Consider the following 21,517-nt stretch of genomic DNA (forward strand, 5'->3'; position numbering starts at 1 on the left):
TATACAATGGGGGTTAATTGTAGTTATAAGTATTAGGTTTATCTAATAAATTTGTCATACTGTTTAAACTTATTCCAACAGTAGAAGCATTATGTAAAAATGCGGATGTACTTGGTCTAATAAATCCACCTACACCAAGAAAAATCAAACCTAAGTTGAAAGCAATAATAAACTTAGAACTTAAACCAATTCTTTTCATAAGTTTATTGCTAATCTGTTTTAAAGTAATTAAATTATTTAAATTATCTGCTGATATAGTAATATCTGAAATTTCTCTTGCTATTTCAGCTCCTTCACTCATTGCAATTCCAACATCTGACTCAGATATAGCAGGAGAATCATTGATTCCATCTCCAATCATAATAACTTTACGACCTTTTAGTTTCTCATCTTTAATAAAATTAGCTTTGTCCTCTGGTAGGACTTCTGAATAATATTCATCCACTCCAATTTTGCTGGCTATAGATTTAGCTGTTTTTTCACTATCACCAGTCATCATTACAATTTTTTTGAGTCCATATTGTCTTAAGTTTGAAATTACATCTTTAGCTTCTGCTCGTAAAGGGTCACTGATACAAATAACAGCTGATAATTTCCCCGATATTGCCATAAATAGGTGAGAATATTCGTCTGAAAGATTATTATATTTATACTCCTCGCCATCTGGTATAATACATTTTTCATCTTCAAATACGAAGTGTTTACTACCTATTATAACCTTTTTATTATCAACTTTTGTTGAAATACCATGTGCAATAATATACTCTACTTCTGTATGCATTTCCTTATGACTGAGACCTTGTTTTTCAGCTTCATGCACGACTGCATTAGCTATAGAATGTGGGAAATGTTCCTCTAAACAAGCAGCTAGTCTTAACATATCTTTCTTATTATAATCTTGGAAGGTAATTATATCTGAAACAGTTGGTTGAGCCTTTGTCAATGTGCCTGTTTTATCAAATACAATAGTATCTGCATATGCAACATTTTCAAGGAATTTCCCACCTTTTACAGCAATATTATAATTGTTACATTCTCTCATAGCTGATAATACAGAAATAGGAATAGAGAGTTTTAATGCACAAGAAAAATCTACCATCAAAATAGAAAGTGCCTTTATAGGATTTCTAGTAACTGCATAAGTAAATAGAGTTCCTAAAAAACTATATGGAACTAAGGTATCTGCTAAATGTTCAAATTTTCCTTCGACAGAAGACTTAAGTTTCTCAGATTCTTCAATCATAGTTACAATTTTTTGAAATCTGGTAGTACCAGCCTTTTCTTTGACACACATTACGATATTACCTTGTTCTATCACAGTTCCAGCATAGATGTAAGAGCCTTGTCTTTTATTAACTGCAAGAGATTCACCTGTAAGAGATGCCTGATTAATCATTGCTTCACCAGATTCAATAACTCCATCTAATGGAATCATATTTCCCATATTTACACTAACTAAATCGTTTTCTTTTATTTCTGAAATTGGAACTAAAATTTCAGTATCATCCTTTTTTAACCATACTTTTTCAATATTTAACGACATACTTTGTGCTAAATCATCTATAGATTTTTTTCTAGTCCATTCTTCTAGTAATTCGCCTATACCAAGAAGAAACATCACTGACCCAGCTGTATTTACGTCTTTTCTAAAAATGGAGATACCTATTGCAGTTGCATCCAAAACAGAAATTTCTATCTTTTTATTTAATAAAGAAGAGATACCTTTTTTGAAATATTTTATAGAGTGAAGTCCTATAAAAAAAAATCTTAAAGATTTTGGGAAAAATATCTTAGATACACTCTTTACCAATAGCTTATTTACTAATTTATCTCTGTAGTAATTATTTAACTCTCTACCAGTGTGTTCAGGGACTAATTTTTCTATTTCACTATTATTAAAACTGAATTTAGTGATTTCTTTTATTATAGAGTTTCTTTCACCAGTGTAATAAATAACAGCGTCACCGGTCCTATCATAAACCTTTGCTTTGGTAACACCATTTATAGAAGTCAAATAATATAGTAGAGTATCTGCCTGCTTGTTATTCAATTTACCAAGCTGTAAATCAAAACGTATACGACCTCTGATTTCATGCTTTATATAAAGATTCAATTTACTTCCTCCTGATACTATTAATCATAATACTTGATATTATTAATCATAACACCTGATAGTATTAACCATAATAATAGTTAAATTTATTCTGCTGTGCAAGTACTATTTTTTTCTTCAGTACCATTTTCCTTGATGTCTTCACATTTAATGCTATTAGAATCAGTGTTTTTTTCTACAGTTTGTACATTTTCAGTTTTAAGAGCTTCTTGTACAACTTCAGCATCTTCTTGCACTTTTTTTACTTTAGATGAAGATAATTCTTCTAGTTCATTGATTTCTTTTGCTTCAGCTAAAATATCTTCCATATTTTCTTGGATTTTAGTAGTTGTCTCAAGAACAGAATCCTTAACTTTCAATGCTCCAGCAGTTGCTTTAGTACAAGATTTTTTTACACAATCACTTGAAAGTATTTTGACACCTACAGTACCTAAAAGTACTCCTCCTAAAAATATCCCTGTTTTTTTCATTTTTAAAATATTCATTTTATCGTATCCTTTCATTAAGTTAAATTTTATTTATATATCTTATGTATAGAGTAATAAATGCTAAAAATAGAGTATGATTTTACAAAAGTAGTATTATATAGTTCTATTATATTTTTAAGCGTACTATATGTTTTTGTGTAGTTTTATGTGTCTTTTATATAGCCTATATAATTCTTTTATATTTTAATAATTCTCTTGTGTTTTAGAGAATTATTCTATATTTAGAAAATTCTTGATATTCATTTCAAAATTTAAAAATTAATAATTAATAATAATTATTATTAATAGAATTGTAAAATCATATGACATTTATTACCATTTATGCAACTAAGTATAGCACGCATGAATGTAATTTTCAACAGAAAATGATAATTTGTATCAATTATTTTGCTTATTTTATGAAAAATATTATTTTATCACTACTCAAGGCTCAATTATTGAAAGTTTTATTTGTAACATATTCCTATAAGTATCACATTGTTTAGAGAAACAAACTTATTCTTGTTTATAGTTGATTTTATTATATTAAATCTAATTTCTAAATAATATTTGATGATAGTAGGTACATATGATGCTGAAAAGAAAAAGGAGTTATTAGAATAAAAACACAGGTAAAATATGGGAAAGTATATGTTATAATATTTATAGCAAGAAGATGTAACCTATAATTTAAGAGTGGAGTTCATACTAGGATAAAACCTACTTCCTAATGAAAGGAGGTGGGAAGTATGAATAACTTTTTACTTAATGTAATAGCTGGCGTTGTTGCTAGTTTAATATTTTACTTAATTTGTAAAGTATTTACGAAAGTAAAAAGCCACTCAACTCGTGGCAAGAGTAAAAGTGGCTGGGAATTTGATTTTAAAATCAAGTTCCATAAGTTCAAATAGCTTCATTTAATTATGAACTTCACTCTACGACGAAATAGATTGTAGTTCTTCTTGCTTTTATTATACCACAAATTGGTACAGATATTCAAAAACAATATTTTTACTCTTATAAAAATTTGTTAAGTATAGTTATCCTTTTATGAGTGCATTTTCGATTGCTTTTTTTATAACTTTACTTGAATTTGTTGCACCTGATACAGCATCTACATCTACTTTTTGCTTGTTAAGTACTTTATCAATAACTTTTTCTGCTGTTTTTCCTCGTTCATTTTTATGTTCCAAAAGATTAATGTTTGAAATTTTACCACTCTTTACAGTGACTTCTACTTTAGCAGATATGATATTTACATTATATTCTCCAACATAGGTTCCATCAGCAATATCGGAAATATTTACTTTTTTAAAGGTCATATTTTTTATTGTTTCTTTATAATCTTTAACTTGTTTTAAATATATTCCAAGGCATGCTAGTCCTATCAGCAAAACTATAACGATAATACGATAAATGATTTTTTTCTTGCTTACTTTCATTTCTAATACCTCTCAATCCTTTTAGTTAGAGTATTTGGTAATTGTTTTGAATATCTTTTGTTTTAATGGAATTTCAGATATATTCAAATATATAAAGTAATAATGTCTATTATAAGAAATTGTATAGTTGTATATTTGTAGATTTATCTTATCTATTTAGAAATAGAGCTATAAAGCATATCAAATCCGTATTTAAGAAATTCCTGTTTAGAAAGTTTTACTTCTTGTTTGATATAAGCTTCTTTATTTGCTGCTGTCTGTATAATGCCAGATAACATTCCCCAAAGTGAAAATATAGTAGGCATAATTTCAATATCTTCTCTAAGCTCACCTGATAAGATACCAGCCTTTAGCAACTGTTTTATTTTCTCATTGATTTCTTCACCAACACGGAAGGTTTCTTTTTCCTCAGGTAAGTAGTCGGTATTTTCAAAGTCAATGTTGATTTCATCGAGAGCTATTTTAAAATAAAATGGAAATTCTTCTTGATATTTTAATAGTGCATTGCAGATAAAGTCGTATCTTGTTTTTGTACTTGTTTGTTTTTCTAAAGCAGAAGTGATGTATGTATGCAGTTTTTTCATGCTTTCAAGTACTAATACACCAACAATTTCTTCCTTGTTTTTAAAATATACATATAAGGTTGCTTTACTGTAACCAGCTTTTTTTGCAATATCATCCATTGATGTTGCTTCAATTCCTTTTTGCATAAATAGAATTTGAGCAGCAGAAGCAATGTTTTCACGGTGTACACTTTTTGGCTCTTTTTTTCTTCTTCCCATATCATATTCCTTTCATGAAATTAATTAAACTAGTAGTTTAATTATAATGAGGTTTATTTTTTTTGTCAATTAGTATTCTAAAACGTATTGCATAAAAAAGCACCAAAGATATGACAAGCCAGTGTTTATCATTCTTTGGTGCTATTTATATTAAATTATTTTAAAATTCTAACACTGTCGTTTTCAATTAATATTGCTTGATTATCATTAATGGTTTTTAATTCTAAAGTTTTAGAATACGCATTTACTATTTTTTCTACAGCTTTTCCAAATTCCCAATTTTGGGAATGTGGTACTACATAAAAATCAATTAAATTCAAGCCAGAGTAGTCTTTTAAGTAGGGAGCTTTTTCTATATAGTCTATTTCAGATGAATATTTATTTTTTTATAATATTACAAATATCTGGAATATAGAGTGTTATATATAGTAGAGCAAATAAAGTTGTTAATAGAGGATTGAGACCTAGAACTAAGCTAATTCCTATATCCATAAGCAATCCTATTGTAAATTTGATACCTTTATTAAGTTTCAATCAAATCACCATCCTTTTATTTTTTATTACCCAATTTAACTAAAAATATATACTAATTAAGTTATAAGGGATAATTTGTAATTAGGTCATAAAAGTGTGTTTTATGATGAGATATAAAATAATATAACATATGTAAAAGAGAGTACAATTTGTGATGATAATTAGAAAATTGAATTTATGATAATAATAATAAAATTATATAACATATGCAAAATAATATTGTACTTAATGTCTTTAGTCTTAATGTAAATATATATAAGTGATGCTGAAATCACTACTCTTGGAAGAATAGACGCTAATAAGGATAAAAATAAATTAAAATTTGGAAAACCAAAACTAGTATAATGCATAAGTAAAAAAGTTATGAGATTAACTATAATTGTAATCTTAATTACAGTGTTATTTTTCATATCTAGTAAATTAGAAGCAATGTTAAAAAACATACCTCTAAATATTAATTCCTCTATAAATGGTACATATGTAAAAGAACTTATAAAAATGGCAAGACTAAGCTCTGTGTCAGAACCATATTCCTGTGTTAAGTCATATATAATTAATGCTAGTATTTTACAAAATACTATAGATATTATTAATAGTGATAATGTCAATGAGATATATTTTTTGTCATAGTTTAAAAAACTTTTTATAGAAAGTTTTTTGTATGAATCCTCTAGTATACCTTCATTATATACTTTAGCTAATACGAATACGATTATAAAAGAAATTATAAAAGTTGACATAGAATTAATCGTTTGATTTGAGAATAATTTATTGGTTGATTCAAAGGCTGAAGCAATAAGATATACGAAAACTATCAATAAAGATACTAGTATTGCTCCACAAAAATTTAAAAAATACTTTTTTATGTTTGAAAAATTCATAAATCCTCCTAAAAATAATTAATAAAACAATCAATTTAAAAATAATTAACTTGAAAATAATCAATAAAATAATTGACTTGAAAACAATCAATGAAATAATTACCTTGAAAATAATCAATGAAACAATCAATTTAAAAATTAATCAATGAAATAATTAATCTAAAAATAGTTGATTTTTATAAAAATTATTGATGTATGAAATTACGACCTTATAAGTTAATAGTATATTTAAATACTATACATGTCTATATTATTTTAAATATGATATATGTTTATATTATTTTTCTTATAAAACAATAAAAAAAGCAAAGACATTTTTAAAATTCACCTAAGAAATATATAATCTAAAAAATTATAAACTTGGAAAATAAAAATTTGATTTTAAAAATATGTAAAATACAAAATATTGGGCTAAATACTGAAGAAATAATGATAATTATGCTGTTGGAAAATTATGTAAAATAATGGTAAAATATAGTTTATAATAGAAAAATTGATTTATATTATAATTATATTTATTTTTTTGGATTTATGCACTTAGAGGATGCATAATTTATGCTGATTACTACTAAAAGTGCATATATAATATTATGTTATAAGTTTTCATGAACTTCTATTTGAAAGGGGAGATTACAAATGGATAAAAGATATTTGGAATCCAGTGTATTTGAAGCTTTTCAAGACAGACTTTCTTATGTTTTCAGTGAATTTGATTATATCTATGTATCTTTCAGTGGAGGAAAAGATAGTGGTCTATTATTGAATTTAGTTTTGGATTATAAAAGAAAATATAATATAAAATCCAAAATAGGAGTATTTCATCAAGATTTTGAGGCTCAATATAGTATGACAACAGAATATGTTGAAAAAATGTTTGAAGACAATCTTGAAGATATTGAACCATATTGGGTATGTCTGCCAATGGCTACGAGAACAGCTGTAGGTAATCATGAAATGTTTTGGTATCCATGGGATGATGAGAAAGAAGAATTATGGGTAAGAAGAATGCCAGACAAAGAATACGTAATAAATCAAGAAAGTAATCCTTTTACCTACTATAAATATAAGATGAAGCAGGAAAGTTTGGCAAAGCAATTTGGTAGGTGGATGAGAGACAAGCATAAGGGTGCAAAAGTTATTTGTTTACTTGGAACAAGAGCCTCGGAATCCTTACAACGTTATTGTGCTATTGTGAATAAACAGCATGGATATAAAGGCAAGTGTTGGATAACAAAGGAGTTTAAAAATGTATGGACAGCATCTCCTTTATATGACTGGGGACTAGAAGATGTTTGGGTAGCCAATTATAAATTCGACTATGAATACAATAAAATCTATGATTTGTTCTATAAAGCTGGATTGCCTCCAAGAAAAATGAGAGTAGCATCTCCTTTCAATGATTCAGCAAAAGAGAGTTTAAATTTATATAAGATATTGGACCCAGAAGTATGGGTGAAATTGGTTGCTAGAGTACAAGGGGCTAATTTTACTTCTATTTATGGAAAAACAAAAGCTATGGGGTATCGTAGTGTAAAGTTGCCAGAAGGACATACATGGAAAAGTTTCACTTATTTTCTGCTTGATACTCTACCTGAAAATATAAGAAATAATTATATTAAAAAATTTTCAACATCTATTGACTTCTGGAATAATAAAGGCGGAGGTTTGCCAGAAATCGCTATATGTGAGTTGATAAGAAAAGGGTATAATATAGAAAGAAATGGAATTTCTAATCATACAAAAGATAAAAAAAGTAGAGTTATATTCTTAGGGGATATACCTGATGACACAGATGATATTAAATTTACTAAAGATATACCAAGTTGGAAAAGAATGTGTTATTGTATTTTGAAAAATGACCATATGTGTAAGTTTATGGGATTTAGTCCTACAAAAGAGCAAAGAATGAAAACAGAGTACATTAAGAAAAAGTATGAAAAATTTTTTAAGATAGGAGTTAATATGCTATGAAGTATAAAAGTCCTGTATATGAAATTATCGCAGTCCCGATTGAAAAGATAGAATCTAACGACTATAATCCAAATGCAGTGGCTCCACCAGAAATGCAGTTACTGTATAAAAGTATAAAAGAAGATGGATATACAATGCCGATTGTTTGTTATTATAATCCAGAAAATGACAAATATGTTATTGTAGATGGTTTTCATAGATATCGAATAATGCTTGAAAATAAGGATATATATGATAGAGAAGGTGGAGTACTTCCTGTTTCAGTAATTGATAAATCACTTGATGAGAGAATGGCAAGTACTATTCGTCACAATCGTGCAAGAGGTTCACATAATGTGGATTTAATGAGCAATATTATAAAGGAACTTTGTGATATTGGAAAATCTGATAAATGGATATCAAAGCACTTAGGGATGGATATTGAGGAGATTCTTAGATTAAAGCAAATAACTGGATTATCCTATTTATTTAAAGATAAAGAGTTTGGACGTGCATGGATTCCTTTTGATTCTGATACTAAATAAGATAATTAAAAAGATATGTTTTTAGTCTAAATACTATAGAAATACTATTAACCTTTTTGGAGCAGTGTTTTAAAGAACTATGAAGAAGTGTTTTAAAGAAATATGAAGCAGTATATTAAAGAAAATATACTTGAGTTTAAAGCTTTTGAATAAATACAAGTATTGAGAATAGAGTAGAGTAAGATATAAATACATAATATTAACAAAGAAAAAGAGTAGGATGATATCCTGCTCTTTTTCTTTGTTAGTACTGCTTAAGTTTTTTCATTTATAAATAAATAGTATATTTTCATAAAAAAATTATAAGTGTTATAAAATTGTTATTTTTTCGTGTTAATCTTTTTATAGAAAAGAAATTTAGATTATTACAAGAAAGGATGAATATACATGAAAGACTTAATTCTTGAAACAAAAAATTTATCAAAAAGATATGCAGAGCAAATGGCAGCTAACCATATTTCACTGCAAATTGAACGAAATAGCATATACGGGCTTCTTGGACCAAATGGTGCAGGAAAATCGACAACACTTAAAATGATTGTTGGACTTCTTCGTCCAACAGGAGGACAGATTATTTTTAATGGAAAGTTGTGGGAACGAGAATCTCTTACAAAAATTGGTTCTTTAATTGAATCACCTGCTTTGTATGGAAATCTTACAGCAGAGGAAAATCTACTAGTTCACACAAGACTTCTAGGTATTCCACATGAAAAAATTCATGAAGTACTAGACACAGTTGATTTAAAAAATACTGGAAAAAAGAAAGCTTCACAATTTTCTATGGGAATGAAACAACGACTTGGAATCGCTATTGCACTTTTGAATAATCCAGAGCTGTTGATTTTGGATGAACCAACCAACGGGCTTGACCCATTTGGGATTCAAGAACTACGTGAGTTGATTGCATCTTTTCCTAAAAAAGGAATTACAGTAATTCTTTCAAGTCATATATTATCAGAGGTTGCTCAAGTAGTTGATAAAATCGGAATTATTAGTGGAGGAAGGCTATTATTTCAAGGGATACCAGCCCCAAATGAAAATCTAGAGGAATTCTTCTCTGGTGTAATCCTAAAAGGAGGAAAATAAAATGAATGGACTTAAATCTGAACTTCTAAAATACAAAAGAACATTTATGGGGAAATTGATTGTTTTTATTCCTATATTCTTTGCATTGTATTCAGGGATAACACAATCAACAATCATGAAAAATCCATTATCTCAAAGTAGCTCTTGGTCATGGGACACCCTTCTAGCCTTGGTTTTTAATACGTGGCCACTTGTATTTTTACCTCTTGGTATGGGATTATTTGCTACTTTGGTAGCTGGGCAGGAAAGAAAAGCTGGGAATTATCGCACTTTGCGTGCATATAATGTTTCACCTATGGCTCTTTGGATTAATAAGGTTATGGCTATGGCAGTTTACACTCTGCTTTCAACACTAGTTTTGATAGTTGCAACAATCATTAGTGGTTTGTTTTTATCAGAAGGAGCAATCCCATTTGGAAAGATTATTGCTGGAGGCTTTGTTTGTTGGTTTGTTTCTCTTACACTTATTCCTATTCAGTTGTGGGTAGCTACATGGAAAGGAACATTCTCAAGTATGGGAATTGCACTTGTAGGTATGATGGTAAGTGTTCTTACAGCAATAAAATCTTTATGGTTTGCAGTACCATGGAGTTGGGCTATGAGGCTGATGTGTCCTATTGTTGGTGTGCATCCAAATGGAGCTATTTTGGAGACTGGAAATCCCCTTTTAGATTCATCTGTGATTCCTGTTGGAATTATCGTATCCATGGTTGTATTTGTTGTAATTACAGTAATTACAGGTATTTGGTTTAATAGGAGGGAAGTAAAATGATAGGAGTATTATCATCAGAGTGGCTAAAAACAAAACGTACAGCAATTCGTTGGCTTACATTTTTTATGCCTATAGTCATTGCACTTTGTGTTGTTGCTTATCTGGCACTTAGGTCTGAAGTTACATATAAATTTGTTTTTGAAGGTTATTTTATAGTATGGACAGCAATTATAATTCCAGTAGGAGTAAGTCTTATATCAAGTTTTATTATACATGAGGAGGAACTTGCTGGAGAATTCAATGGTTTTTTAAATACAGGAGTTTCCCGAACTAAGTTATATTTAGGCAAATTTTTTATATTGATTTTCTGTATGGCAGTCAGCACTTTTATTTCATCACTTATAATCTGTGTAGGAATGAATATCGTAATACCTGATGGAGGTAGCATTTCCCTATTCATGATGGCCTCTTTACTTGGAGTAATAGGGACGCTTCCAATTCTAGCTATTCACTTGTGGGTAAGTTTTTTATGGGGTATGGGAGCATCCATAGGAATAAGCATGGGTGGTATTTTAATGGCTGCTTTGATTGGAGGAACAAGTCTTGGGAATAAAATCTGGATGTTTGTTCCTTGGGCTTGGCCAGTAAAGATGTCAATGTTTCCATCTATTTATTTTCAGGCTGTCTCATCAACTTCAATTTATTCAAGAGCAGAGTCGCAGTTAATAGGAGCACTTGATTTGACAGGAATTGGGCTTATCATTTTTCTAGTTGGTGGAATTCTATGGTTTAACAGATGGGAAGGTAGAGCGTGCAATGATTAATAATTGTAGATGTTTTCGTAAATTTGACTAATGATAAAAATTATCAGATAATATATGAGCAGGTCACAATACAAGCTTGTTAATAATGCATAAGTATTGGAGGATAATTAAAATTGAGCAAAATATTGATTGTTGATGATGAAAGGGAATTGGTGGCCTTATTAGAAAAAAAACTGAAGTCAAAAGGGCATGAAGTACTTATCGCATATAATGGAAATGATGGAATTGAATTAGCAAAGAAACAGCCAGACCTTATTATACTTGATATTATGATGCCTGGGGCTGATGGATTTGAAGTTTGTAGTACTATACGAGACGATGTAGTGTGCCCTATCATTTTTCTAAGTGCAAAGCAATCAGAAACAGATAAAATCAAGGGATTAACTCTTGGTGGAGATGATTATATAGTGAAACCTTTTGGGTTACGAGAATTGATGGCACGTATTGAAGCTAATCTACGCCGTGAAAAGAGGTCACAATATATTAATACTGAAAACAAACGTCCAAAAATGTATTTTGGAAAACTATGTTTGGATATACAAGAGCGTGCAGTAAAAATTGATGGTGAGGATGTCCACTTGACAAAAAGAGAATATGACATTGTAGAACTACTTGCATTGCATGCGGGACAGGTTTTTTCTAGAGAACAAATCTATGAAAAAGTCTGGGGATATGATTCAGAAGGTGAAGATTCAACAGTTGTTGAGCGTGTTAAGAAGATTCGTGCTAAATTTTCTGTAGTAACACCTAAAATTGAATATATTTCTACCGTTTGGGGAATCGGGTATAAATGGAATAAATTTTAGAGAAGGAGATGTGTATATAATGAAGAGCATAAAGAATCGGTCGCTTTCAGCACAGTTTCAGAGAACACTTTTTTTAATTATAATCACTAGCGTATTGGCATCACTGATTACTTATGCTGGAGTCATTATGTTGTTTATTCGAGCTTTAAATAATAATGACATAGATGGAGAAAATTATTATGAACAGCAGATACCAGAAATAGAAAAATATATTCATAAACAAAATACGACTATTCTATCTCCTTCAAGTGCAGAAGATTTGAATAATATGATTCATGGCGACGGATTATTCTATCAGGTTGTAGATAATGACAGTAACTTTTTATATGGTACGTATAAGAAACAAATTTTTGAAACGAAGGAACAGCTATTTAATAAACTAAATACAACAATTGGAGATTCGGGAAATTTTGTCAAGATTGTTCCTGTTATTGATGATAGTGGAAAAATCGAAGGGGCTGTCCTTCTTGCTTATCAGTTGAAACTTACTTATGCAAATGGAAAGGAAAATAGACAGTGGAGAGACGATAGGGTTATTATTATTGCTCTGCTATCTCCTTTTATATATATTATAGGATTTACAATATTATTTTCTCGAATTCTTGCTAAGAATATCAATCGACCATTGAAACTTTTGATGGATAGTTCACATAAGATTAAAGAAAAGAACCTTGATTTTGAAATAGACTATTATGCAGATAATGAACTAGGAAAGTTATGTAGTGCCTTTTCAGAAATGAAAGACGAATTAAAAAAATCTTTATCTGCACAATGGAAAATAGAACAGGAACGAGTAGAGATGGTGGAGGCCTTGGCACATGACCTGAAATCCCCATTATCTATTGTAAAGGTATATTCAGAAGCTTTGATTGATGATACTGAGATTAGTGAAGAACAACGTCAATATCTTGAAGTTATAGAAGCAAATGTAGATAAAAGTGTCTCATTGGTTCAGCAAATGCAATATACTTCTGAGCTTGAAAAATATTGTATTCAGTTACAGTTAGTTCCTGTAAATCTGACTGAGTTTTTGGAGCAAAAAGTATATTACTATGAATTAGAAGCTAGAAAAAAAGAAATATCTATTATTTTAAATATTCAAAGTAATGTAGAAGAACCTATCTTGGTTGATATAGAGAAATTAGAAAGAATCTTTGATAATATCGTATCCAATAGTCTTCAACATATTCCAGAAGGTGGAAAAATCAAAATATCAGCAAAGGCAGAAAAAGAATATATCTCATATGAGATTTGTGATTCTGGTACTGGATTCAGTGCTAAAGATATGCATAAAGTTTTTGAAAAATTTTATAGAGGTGATGAGGCTAGACAAACTGAAGGTGGACATTCTGGTTTGGGGTTGTACATTGTCAAGCAATTAGTTGAGATGCTTGGTGGTTCAATCAGAATAGAAAATGCGGAATATGGTGGTGCATGTGTGATATTTCATCATAAAATATTTGATGAAAGGGAAGTGGAAGATTAATATTCCTACACTTACTTAGATTTGAAAATACTGTCGGTAATACTTTCCATGATGGTTAAATTCTTAATCTCTAATCATTCATCTTTAATTTTTTATTGGGTAAATATATTAATAAGTGATTATGTTAAGTATATAAAAGAGGTATCAGCAATATGTTGATACCTCTTGTTGTATTGGAGTATTGAAAAAAATATCTTATAAGTTCTTAAATGAATATAGAAAATTTGTGGAATAAATACAAAGTGCTTCTTAAATGAATATAAATAGATTTTACAATGAATATATAAAGTTTCTACAAATAAATACAAAGAGTTTTTTAAATGAATATATAAAGCTTCTACAATAAATACAGAAGCTTTTTACAAATAAAATTTGTTACCTTGACGTAGTAAATATAGTATCATATAATTATACTAACTAAAAGTAAGTATATAACTTTAAGTTAGTTAAGGAGGATAATATGAAAAAATATTTACCTGCTTGTCCAGTAGAAATCACATTGCAAATGATAGGTGATAAATGGAAGTTTTTAATATTAAGAGAATTAATAAGTGGAAAAAAGCGTTTTGGTGAATTAAGTAAATCAATTGAAAATATAAGTCAAAAAATGTTATCACAGAATCTAAAGAGTATGGAGGAGGAAGGCTTGGTGCATCGTGAATCCTATGCACAAGTTCCACCTAAAGTTGAATATTCTTTAACTGAATTAGGTATGACTTTGCGCCCAATATTAGTTTCTTTGTTTGAATGGGGTAATATGTATAAAGAGTATAACAAAAAGGAGAGTAAACATGAATAGAGTTGTAATAACTGGTGTTGGGGTAGTATCCCCTATTGGAAATTATGCAACTATTTGTTTGAAGAAGTTTGAGGAATAGTAGTTTTTTATTTGATTATATATGAAATTTATCAGATAATACCTTGTTTACAGGATTGTTTCATGGGGGTGGAAAGTGCGTACTGAAAAAGAAATGCTTGATTTAATTATAAATATAGCAAAAGAAAATGAACTTATTAGAGCCGTTTATATGAATGGCTCTCGTACAAATCAAAATGTGCCAAAAGATATTTTTCAGGATTATGATATTTTATATGTTGTATCAGAAACAAAACATTTTTATGAAGATGAGTTATGGATTGATTATTTTGGCTCAAGGCTATATATGCAAATGCTAGGAAAAATGGACTTTCTAAGAGGGAATAATCATAATTTTGATGAAACTTATGGATGGTTGATACAATATACTTGCAGTGTTGGGAAGTCTGGAAAATATATGTGTAATTTTTTAGAGGAAGACATGTATAATCGTTTTTTGAGTACATATGCTGATGGGAAAGTAGAGAATATATGGAATGCTACATTACTAATGTGCGATTTGTTTGATGAGGTTGCTGTTGAGGTGTCCAAAAAATTAGGATACAAATACAACCAGGAGGAAGCAGATGCTAGTAGGAGTTTTTTGGAGCATGTGAGAAGTTTGCCGAGAGATGCAAAGAAAGTATATTAGCTTGTTGTAAGTAACATTAAATTGTTAAATTAAAACTTGTTAGCTATAAGATGGAATTTAATTTATTAATAATATGAGGTTAATTTATGAAAAGTAATAATGAAGATTGGATAAAGCGAGGTTTTATTACAGCAGAATATATCAATAAATTTCAATCTTATTCAGATGAAGAGTTATTAGAACTAGCAAATTCATCAAAAGCAGTTGAAAGGTCAGTTTCTATAAACTTAATGTCAAAAAGATATGGAGTCGAAAATAAAGAATTTGTAGAATTTTTGTTAGGAAAGCTTTGTGGTGAAAAATCGCTATATACGAAGATTGAGATTTGTAATGCCCTTGAAAAGGGTAATACTTATACTGCAAAACAGATGATTAAATACCTTGGAATAATAGGAAACAATCAACATAAATATTTGCCAGACAGGGTTTCTAAAAAGAAGAGTTACCCATTGGCAAGGGATATAATTGCGAGAAGTTTAGCAAGGATGAATGTAGAGGTTTTACCTGCATTGTTTGATGTTTTAGAGAGTGATGATAGGATTAAGATTTCTGAAGTAATTGATGCTATAGGATTTATGATATTTTATAATCAAGAAATAGCTAGTGAGTATTATTTTAAAAAGATTGTAAGTGTAATGGAAAAGTATTCGGAAGATGATTTAATTATTTGGAAATGCGTAATGAGCCTTTCTTCTTTTAAGACTCAAGAAAGTATAGATATTCTTGAGCAAGTTTCATATAGTGATAAAAATGATTTAATAAAAAATGAAGCTGAGTGTTCTCTAAGTAAGATTAAAAAAGAGATAAAGTTGTAGAAAGAAATAAAATCAAAATTAATAAAATCGTAGAAAGTAATAAAATCAAAAGCAATAAAATTGTATAAAGAACAATTAAATTTACTAATCTAAAAGGGGAGAACTGGTTTATGAGAAAACAACTGTCAGATATGACATTAGAAGAATTATGGGAGCTATTTCCTATATTTTTAACTAATCATAGGGAATGTTGGAAAGATTGGTTTGAAGAAGAAGAATCTAGACTAACTGAACTACTTCCTATGCAAAAAATTGTGAGAATAAGTCATATTGGAAGTACTTCTGTAAATACAATTTATGCAAAACCGATTGTTGATATATTGATTGAGATAAAGCCTGACTGCAACATGCAAAAGATTAAAGAATTAACTGAGTCAAATGGCTATATTTGCATGTCTGAAAGTGGTGAGAGGGTTTCACTTAATAAAGGATATACAGTAGATGGGTTTGCAGAACGAGTTTTTCATTTACATATAAGGTGTGCAGGGGATAATGATGAATTATTTTTTAGAGATTATTTGATTGATAATCCAAGTGTTGCGAAGGAATATGAAAGTCTTAAGTTGAAATTATGGAAGGAACATGAGCATAATCGTGATGCTTATACAGATAATAAATCAGATTTTGTTAAAGAGGTTACTGAAAAGGCTAGGGAATTGTATTCTAATAGATATAGTTAGGATATTATTTGCCATATTTAAGTTTAATATATTTAAATTTAAGTTTAGATAAGTTTACAAGGAAGTACATGTAGACAGTGAAGCAGGTTGTTGGTAACAAATATCGTATGCTCCTAGAGAGGGGAGTAGTCAACCAATCAAGGCTTAAATGAATGGGCTTAACCGTTGGCTGGCTCGACTGGCTTTACTATACTCCTAACAAATTAGGATTTGTCAATTCAATTTCATGTATAGACGTGGAGGGGGCTTTCTTTAGAGACTCTCCTTTTTAATCATATATGATTGCATATCTTTTTGACAACCGTTCTTTTCATAAAATTCTTCTACTCCTGGCTGTGCACCGAAGTATAGTGATGTCGGTGTGTGGACTTTGGCCAGGTTTAACAATTTGCTTCCAATACCTTTCTTTTGAAACTCTGGTAAAACCAGCAGTTCTGTGATTGTACCAAAATAATATCCATCAGATAATATTCTGATGCACCCAATAAGTTGGTTTTCTTCATACGCTGTAATATTGATTGTTTTTTTCAATGCCTTCTGTGTTTTTTCAACATCATATTTGCCAGGCCAAACACTGTTGGCCAAAGATAGGAAGACCTTAGCATCCAATTCATAATCATCAACAATATATTCCATGATTATTCTCCTTAAAAAATTTTTATTTTCAATATTATATCATTCAAGCTATGAAATAACAATCACATTCAAAACTCTATTTTCACACCTTATCCATAATCTTTTTCGCTATCTGCTGAAACTTCTCAGAAGTTTTCTCGTTCATCGACATGACCTGTCCAATTTGTCTGGCAATCAGTGACCTGCAAGTGGAACTTGAGAATGTGGGCAGTGAGATTGAAAAGCTGGTGTATAGTTTCATGGGTGCAAACAATGTCCTGCCCTCTTATTATATAATATGATTTTCAGCTTAATACTAACATAACCTAATATAAAGAAATAAAGAAAAATCTGTATCAGTATAAGAAATATTCAACTCTCCACTATACTTATCAACAATTTCCTTGATATTTTCAACCCCATATCCATGAGATTTACTATTATCTTTATCTGAAATAAATAAGCCATGTTTTTTAGTGATAGTATTTACCTTGTTATTTGTCAATAAATAACTAAAATATTCATTTTCACAACGTGCTTTTAATATCACTTTTCTATTGGATAAGTCGGGAATCTTTAAAGATGCTTCGATGGCATTATCCAAAGAGTTTGAAAAAATAGTACATAAATCCATTGGCTCTATACCAAAGTGATTGTCTATATCTATATTAAAATGAACATCAACACCATTTTCTTCCAACTTTGCATGACGAAGATTTAAAATTGAATTAAGGGCTGGATTTTTACAAAACTGCTTACCACTTAAAGTTCCAAAACCAAGTTTTAATTGTGTAAAATAATCTTTAGCTCCATCAATATCTTCAACCTCTAAATAAGATTCAATCATTTGGAAGTGGTTATTTATGTCATGTCGTATTTTGCGTATCTGAACCTGTTGATTCTCTAGTAAGTCGTAATATTCTTCTTTTATATGATTCGATTGATTTTCTAACTTCATCTTTACATTTTCAATTAGTGGATTTAAAAGAAGTATTACACCAATATTAGCTATAATTGCAGATAAAATAATTAGATAAGTACCATAAGGCAAGTTACCTAAAATAATATTATCCTTACCCATAGGAATTAAATTAGTAGGTGGTAAAATAATGGCGATTAGTATTGATAAAAACGAAGACATACATACAACATCAATAAAAATCCATATACGATTTGTAAGGTACTGTTTTATATTAACTAATCTATTTTTTAAGAAAAAATGTATCAAAAACCATAAAAATGCTTTAATTATGGCAGAAACTATCTTAACAATTGAAAGTATTGCAGTATACTCAATTGAGCTTACAAGTTCTCTATATAGAGGATTGTTTATAAAAAGAAAATTAATACCAACTATAATAGGATAGAGTATCATTATAACTGATATTATAGGAATCAACCTACTTTTACTACAGACTATAAGGAGTATAAAATATCCAAGTAGTGTAAAGAGGATATTTACAGGGTCAGAAAGCCATATTATCATTTGAGTGATAATAGAATAACCCAAAATCAATATTATTTTAAAAATCCAGTGTTTCCTAAAGTCTATAAAATAAGATGTTAGCTTATAAAGAAAAAAAGCTATAAAAATGCTAATTAAAACTGTAATATAAATTGTAGCGTTTGATATTATTGAATAAGTATCCATTTGAAAAACCTTTCTAAAAATTAAGATTCTAGCATATGCCTTGCAAATTTTCCTACAACTTCTTGATATTTTTGACGGCTTATAGGAATTTTTTCATTTTGTACTTTAGCATACGTCTGATTTACACTGTCTACATAGTTTAGGTTGACAATATATCTCTGATGTGTACGTATAAAATTAGATGGAAGGATGTCCTCCATGTCATTTAGTTTTCCATAATATTCTAAAGATTTGTCAGGGGTTACTACAGTCAACTTTCTTAATTCACTTTTGAAGTAGAGAATGTCTTTTGTGTTGATTTTACAAAGGTTAGTTCCAATCTGAACTGTAATAAAGTGTTCTTTCCATTGTTCTAATTTTTTTAGTGCTTCTTTTAAGACTTCACATATTTTTTCACTTTTATAAGGTTTTAAGATATAGTTTAAAGCTCCTACATCATATCCATGAAACACATAGTCAGAAAAACCTGTGACAAAGATAATTATAGTATCTTTTGAGTATTTTCGGATGACTTTTGCTATATCAACTCCATTAATTTCTCCAAGTTCAATATCCAAAAAAATGATGTCTATATAATAATTTTCATGTTCTAGGTTGTATATTAGACTTTCGCCATTTGAGTGTTCTTTTATCTGGCAGGGATAGCCCCACAAATCCATTTCTCTTGTGATGATTTTGTTTAGCATACTTCTTTGTTGTTTTTCGTCATCACAAATACAAATTGAAATCAATGAGTATTCTCCTTTCAAGTTTTATATTTATATAATTAAGTATATAATAAATTGAGCTACCTAGATATATAAAAGAGGAAATATATCTAGGTAGCAAAGTAGAATCTTATTTAAATAAGTTTTAACTAGAATCGTACGAATAAAATTTATATAGACTTACTCAGAGAAGCCTTATCTAGAATCATTTAAGCAAACTTATTTTGAAATCCCAATAATTTCTTTGAATTTTTTATAAGTCAACCGATATATAAGGTACATATAAACCCCACAAACCGCTAGCAAACATAGATTTATCAGAAGAGCATTGACTTCACTATGAACAATTCTACCATCATTGTTTACCATAATCATAAAGTTAAAAAGATATATTACAAAACTTCCAGTAATAAGAGGGTACGAAAAGACTTTCTTTAATTGGTTGCGAATACAGAATTTTATATAGTCGTTGTTAGCACCTAATCGATTTAAGTCTATAAAAATCTGTTTGTGATTTACTGCTATTGTAACACCTCTTGTATATGCAATGATTCCCACAGCCGTAAAGCAGATGATACCTACATAGATAAATAACATTAAGAATACTGCCGTATTTTTTATCATATCTTGACTCTGTAAAATTTTAAAATTAGGATAGTACTTCCATTGGAGATATAATTGATTATTATCTGGAGTTAATTTTAAAGAACCTTCTCCACTTGGATACTCTTCATCCATAAAATATTTTTGACCAGCTGATTCATAGCGTTTTTTCACATATTCATCATAACTAGTGTATTTTCCCATTTCCTTAGGTGTTCTTTTTATAGTCTCTGCCTTTAAATCACTAGCAAAAGCATAGGTATCTGTAGCTTTATCTACATCAAATAGGACAGAATTATTGTAATTGTTTATAGATAAATCTTTAGTAAATGCGTTGTAATCATCTTCACTAAGGACATAAGCATTCATACCAGCATTCTGAAAGAAAGAACCATTAAATATTAGTCTTCCAGCGTATTTAAAAGGAGTTTCTTTTTCTGTGGCTGGGCTTGATATAAATTTTGGAAAATCATAATCTCTACTTTCATTCCCTTTACTTACAACAGCAAGATATTCGCCATTTTTTATAGTGATAGGTTTACCAATTAATTTAGAGAAATCCTTAGAATTAAAGAACATAGCTAAAGAATGTTTTTTCATATATACATTATCAATAGTTCTATCTTTATTAAATATTGATTCTGTACCATCTACAATTAATTCAATAGAAGGAAGTTCCATGTAGTTTTGGATTTTTACATTATGCTTATCTGCCAACTGACGTATAAACTCTATAAATTTATATAAATACTTTATATTTTTTATAGTTTTATTTCCTTTTTCATCCTGCTCTATTTTGAGATTCATAAGAATATCTACTTTAGTTTAATATAGCAGTCCAAAGGCTTAAATTCGACCTCGTCAATGTCTACATATTAGCACAATCTTTCTATTTGATTTTCTATGCTAATTTAAGAAACCACACTTGTGATTACTTTTATAATTTGCTAAATTAATACTTGCATTTTTATCCCTATCAATCACAAGATTACATTTTTCATTAGGACATACATAAGTCCTATCTTTTAACTTTAAATCTTTTTTGATAGTTCCACAACATGAACACATTTTACTACTTGGATAAAATCTATCTGCTTTAACAAATTCAATTTTGTTCCATTTGCATTTGTATTCAAGTATAGTTATAAACTTATTAAAACATTGCTCTGAAATTGATTTAGACAAGTGTTTATTTTTCAATAAACCTCTTACATTTAAATCTTCTACTACTACTCTACAAGGCTTGGTTTTCACTATTGTATTAGTAGTTTGGTGTATATGATTTAATCTAATATCAGAAAGTTTTTTAT

The 21,517-nt window shown here is 29.2% G+C and carries 23 protein-coding genes; 12 read left to right on the forward strand and 11 right to left on the reverse strand.

From position 1 onward, the window contains the following. Positions 1–13 precede the first annotated feature (13 nt). Positions 14–2,113, reverse strand: a complete 2,100-nt coding sequence (locus KGF48_RS08775) for a heavy metal translocating P-type ATPase (RefSeq protein WP_227840406.1) — start codon at positions 2,111–2,113, stop codon at positions 14–16. Between the two features lie 86 nt (positions 2,114–2,199). Beyond that, positions 2,200–2,598 (reverse strand): DUF6110 family protein, encoded by a 399-nt coding sequence (locus KGF48_RS08780; protein ID WP_227840405.1) that lies wholly within the window; start codon positions 2,596–2,598, stop codon positions 2,200–2,202. 731 nt (positions 2,599–3,329) lie between these two features. On the opposite strand from KGF48_RS08780, the gene KGF48_RS08785 reads away from it, so the two are divergent. Beyond that, complete coding sequence (locus tag KGF48_RS08785) at positions 3,330–3,491, forward strand: type I toxin-antitoxin system toxin (RefSeq protein ID WP_227433577.1); 162 nt, start codon at positions 3,330–3,332, stop codon at positions 3,489–3,491. Positions 3,492–3,620: 129 nt separating this feature from the next. On the opposite strand, the gene KGF48_RS08790 is transcribed toward KGF48_RS08785, so the two are convergent. From KGF48_RS08790 to KGF48_RS08805, 4 genes are all read right to left on the reverse strand, one after another. After that, positions 3,621–4,022 carry an FMN-binding protein gene (locus KGF48_RS08790; RefSeq protein ID WP_227840404.1) on the reverse strand — a complete coding sequence of 134 codons (402 nt, stop codon included), beginning with the start codon at positions 4,020–4,022 and terminating at the stop codon, positions 3,621–3,623. Positions 4,023–4,174: 152 nt separating this feature from the next. Then, complete coding sequence (locus KGF48_RS08795) at positions 4,175–4,804, reverse strand: TetR/AcrR family transcriptional regulator (protein WP_227840403.1); 630 nt, start codon at positions 4,802–4,804, stop codon at positions 4,175–4,177. 155 nt (positions 4,805–4,959) lie between these two features. Next, positions 4,960–5,169 (reverse strand): Type 1 glutamine amidotransferase-like domain-containing protein, encoded by a 210-nt coding sequence (locus KGF48_RS20630; protein ID WP_227840420.1) that lies wholly within the window; start codon positions 5,167–5,169, stop codon positions 4,960–4,962. Positions 5,170–5,499: 330 nt separating this feature from the next. Next, positions 5,500–6,219: a CPBP family intramembrane glutamic endopeptidase gene (locus KGF48_RS08805; RefSeq protein WP_227841522.1), complete on the reverse strand. Its 720-nt coding sequence runs from the start codon at positions 6,217–6,219 to the stop codon at positions 5,500–5,502. Between the two features lie 636 nt (positions 6,220–6,855). Here KGF48_RS08805 and KGF48_RS08810 point away from each other — a divergent pair. From KGF48_RS08810 to KGF48_RS08860, 11 genes are all read left to right on the forward strand, one after another. Further along, positions 6,856–8,190 carry a DUF3440 domain-containing protein gene (locus KGF48_RS08810; protein WP_227841019.1) on the forward strand — a complete coding sequence of 445 codons (1,335 nt, stop codon included), beginning with the start codon at positions 6,856–6,858 and terminating at the stop codon, positions 8,188–8,190. Further along, positions 8,187–8,714 (forward strand): IbrB-like domain-containing protein, encoded by a 528-nt coding sequence (locus tag KGF48_RS08815; protein ID WP_227828789.1) that lies wholly within the window; start codon positions 8,187–8,189, stop codon positions 8,712–8,714. Before KGF48_RS08810 ends, KGF48_RS08815 begins: the two co-directional genes overlap by 4 nt. 387 nt (positions 8,715–9,101) lie before the next feature. Continuing rightward, on the forward strand, positions 9,102–9,800 hold the full coding sequence (locus tag KGF48_RS08820) for a lantibiotic protection ABC transporter ATP-binding protein (RefSeq protein WP_227867937.1): 699 nt from the start codon (positions 9,102–9,104) through the stop codon (positions 9,798–9,800). Position 9,801: 1 nt separating this feature from the next. Then, complete coding sequence (locus KGF48_RS08825; protein WP_227841024.1) at positions 9,802–10,572, forward strand: lantibiotic immunity ABC transporter MutE/EpiE family permease subunit; 771 nt, start codon at positions 9,802–9,804, stop codon at positions 10,570–10,572. Then, complete coding sequence (locus KGF48_RS08830) at positions 10,569–11,336, forward strand: lantibiotic immunity ABC transporter MutG family permease subunit (RefSeq protein ID WP_227841025.1); 768 nt, start codon at positions 10,569–10,571, stop codon at positions 11,334–11,336. The genes KGF48_RS08825 and KGF48_RS08830 overlap by 4 nt, the downstream gene beginning before the upstream one ends. A gap of 113 nt (positions 11,337–11,449) precedes the next feature. Beyond that, a complete protein-coding gene (locus KGF48_RS08835) occupies positions 11,450–12,142 on the forward strand; it encodes a response regulator transcription factor (protein WP_227841026.1) in 693 nt (230 codons plus the stop codon). Between the two features lie 127 nt (positions 12,143–12,269). Further along, a complete protein-coding gene (locus tag KGF48_RS08840) occupies positions 12,270–13,628 on the forward strand; it encodes an ATP-binding protein (protein WP_413894791.1) in 1,359 nt (452 codons plus the stop codon). Positions 13,629–14,088: 460 nt separating this feature from the next. Beyond that, complete coding sequence (locus KGF48_RS08845; RefSeq protein WP_227867938.1) at positions 14,089–14,427, forward strand: winged helix-turn-helix transcriptional regulator; 339 nt, start codon at positions 14,089–14,091, stop codon at positions 14,425–14,427. A 154-nt stretch (positions 14,428–14,581) separates the two neighbouring features. After that, positions 14,582–15,136: an aminoglycoside 6-adenylyltransferase gene (locus tag KGF48_RS08850; protein WP_227867939.1), complete on the forward strand. Its 555-nt coding sequence runs from the start codon at positions 14,582–14,584 to the stop codon at positions 15,134–15,136. A gap of 86 nt (positions 15,137–15,222) precedes the next feature. Then, the gene (locus KGF48_RS08855) at positions 15,223–15,951 is read left to right on the forward strand and encodes a HEAT repeat domain-containing protein (protein WP_227862028.1); all 729 of its coding nucleotides are present in this window, start codon (positions 15,223–15,225) and stop codon (positions 15,949–15,951) included. A 110-nt stretch (positions 15,952–16,061) separates the two neighbouring features. Next, positions 16,062–16,631 carry a GrpB family protein gene (locus tag KGF48_RS08860; protein WP_227841029.1) on the forward strand — a complete coding sequence of 190 codons (570 nt, stop codon included), beginning with the start codon at positions 16,062–16,064 and terminating at the stop codon, positions 16,629–16,631. Between the two features lie 252 nt (positions 16,632–16,883). Here KGF48_RS08860 and KGF48_RS08865 read toward each other — a convergent pair whose 3' ends face one another. The 5 genes from KGF48_RS08865 to KGF48_RS08890 all read right to left on the reverse strand — a co-directional run. Continuing rightward, positions 16,884–17,267 (reverse strand): GNAT family N-acetyltransferase, encoded by a 384-nt coding sequence (locus KGF48_RS08865; protein WP_227841030.1) that lies wholly within the window; start codon positions 17,265–17,267, stop codon positions 16,884–16,886. Positions 17,268–17,562: 295 nt separating this feature from the next. Continuing rightward, entirely contained in the window at positions 17,563–18,897 is a 1,335-nt protein-coding gene (locus KGF48_RS20635; RefSeq protein WP_413894792.1) for a GHKL domain-containing protein, read from the reverse strand. 20 nt (positions 18,898–18,917) lie between these two features. Next, a complete protein-coding gene (locus tag KGF48_RS08880; RefSeq protein WP_227841033.1) occupies positions 18,918–19,628 on the reverse strand; it encodes a LytR/AlgR family response regulator transcription factor in 711 nt (236 codons plus the stop codon). 195 nt (positions 19,629–19,823) lie between these two features. After that, on the reverse strand, positions 19,824–21,014 hold the full coding sequence (locus KGF48_RS08885; protein WP_227867940.1) for a hypothetical protein: 1,191 nt from the start codon (positions 21,012–21,014) through the stop codon (positions 19,824–19,826). A gap of 99 nt (positions 21,015–21,113) precedes the next feature. Then, positions 21,114–21,517 (reverse strand): RNA-guided endonuclease TnpB family protein (locus KGF48_RS08890; protein ID WP_227867941.1); only part of this gene is annotated, 404 nt, incomplete at its 5' end.

It is taken from the genome of Clostridioides sp. ZZV15-6388, assembly GCF_020657755.1.
Classification (GTDB): domain Bacteria; phylum Bacillota; class Clostridia; order Peptostreptococcales; family Peptostreptococcaceae; genus Clostridioides.

Bases quoted from the DNA above. Each gene is read 5' to 3' on its own strand.
- KGF48_RS08780 (WP_227840405.1), bottom strand. From the start codon at position 2,598: ATGAATATTTTAAAAATGAAAAAAACAGGGATATTTTTAGGAGGAGTA.
- KGF48_RS08785 (WP_227433577.1), top strand. From the start codon at position 3,330: ATGAATAACTTTTTACTTAATGTAATAGCTGGCGTTGTTGCTAGTTTA.
- KGF48_RS08790 (WP_227840404.1), bottom strand. From the start codon at position 4,022: ATGAAAGTAAGCAAGAAAAAAATCATTTATCGTATTATCGTTATAGTT.
- KGF48_RS08795 (WP_227840403.1), bottom strand. From the start codon at position 4,804: ATGGGAAGAAGAAAAAAAGAGCCAAAAAGTGTACACCGTGAAAACATT.
- KGF48_RS08805 (WP_227841522.1), bottom strand. From the start codon at position 6,219: ATGAATTTTTCAAACATAAAAAAGTATTTTTTAAATTTTTGTGGAGCA.
- KGF48_RS08810 (WP_227841019.1), top strand. From the start codon at position 6,856: ATGGATAAAAGATATTTGGAATCCAGTGTATTTGAAGCTTTTCAAGAC.
- KGF48_RS08815 (WP_227828789.1), top strand. From the start codon at position 8,187: ATGAAGTATAAAAGTCCTGTATATGAAATTATCGCAGTCCCGATTGAA.
- KGF48_RS08820 (WP_227867937.1), top strand. From the start codon at position 9,102: ATGAAAGACTTAATTCTTGAAACAAAAAATTTATCAAAAAGATATGCA.
- KGF48_RS08825 (WP_227841024.1), top strand. From the start codon at position 9,802: ATGAATGGACTTAAATCTGAACTTCTAAAATACAAAAGAACATTTATG.
- KGF48_RS08830 (WP_227841025.1), top strand. From the start codon at position 10,569: ATGATAGGAGTATTATCATCAGAGTGGCTAAAAACAAAACGTACAGCA.
- KGF48_RS08840 (WP_413894791.1), top strand. From the start codon at position 12,270: ATGTTGTTTATTCGAGCTTTAAATAATAATGACATAGATGGAGAAAAT.
- KGF48_RS08845 (WP_227867938.1), top strand. From the start codon at position 14,089: ATGAAAAAATATTTACCTGCTTGTCCAGTAGAAATCACATTGCAAATG.
- KGF48_RS08855 (WP_227862028.1), top strand. From the start codon at position 15,223: ATGAAAAGTAATAATGAAGATTGGATAAAGCGAGGTTTTATTACAGCA.
- KGF48_RS08860 (WP_227841029.1), top strand. From the start codon at position 16,062: ATGAGAAAACAACTGTCAGATATGACATTAGAAGAATTATGGGAGCTA.
- KGF48_RS08865 (WP_227841030.1), bottom strand. From the start codon at position 17,267: ATGGAATATATTGTTGATGATTATGAATTGGATGCTAAGGTCTTCCTA.
- KGF48_RS20635 (WP_413894792.1), bottom strand. From the start codon at position 18,897: ATGGATACTTATTCAATAATATCAAACGCTACAATTTATATTACAGTT.
- KGF48_RS08885 (WP_227867940.1), bottom strand. From the start codon at position 21,014: ATGAATCTCAAAATAGAGCAGGATGAAAAAGGAAATAAAACTATAAAA.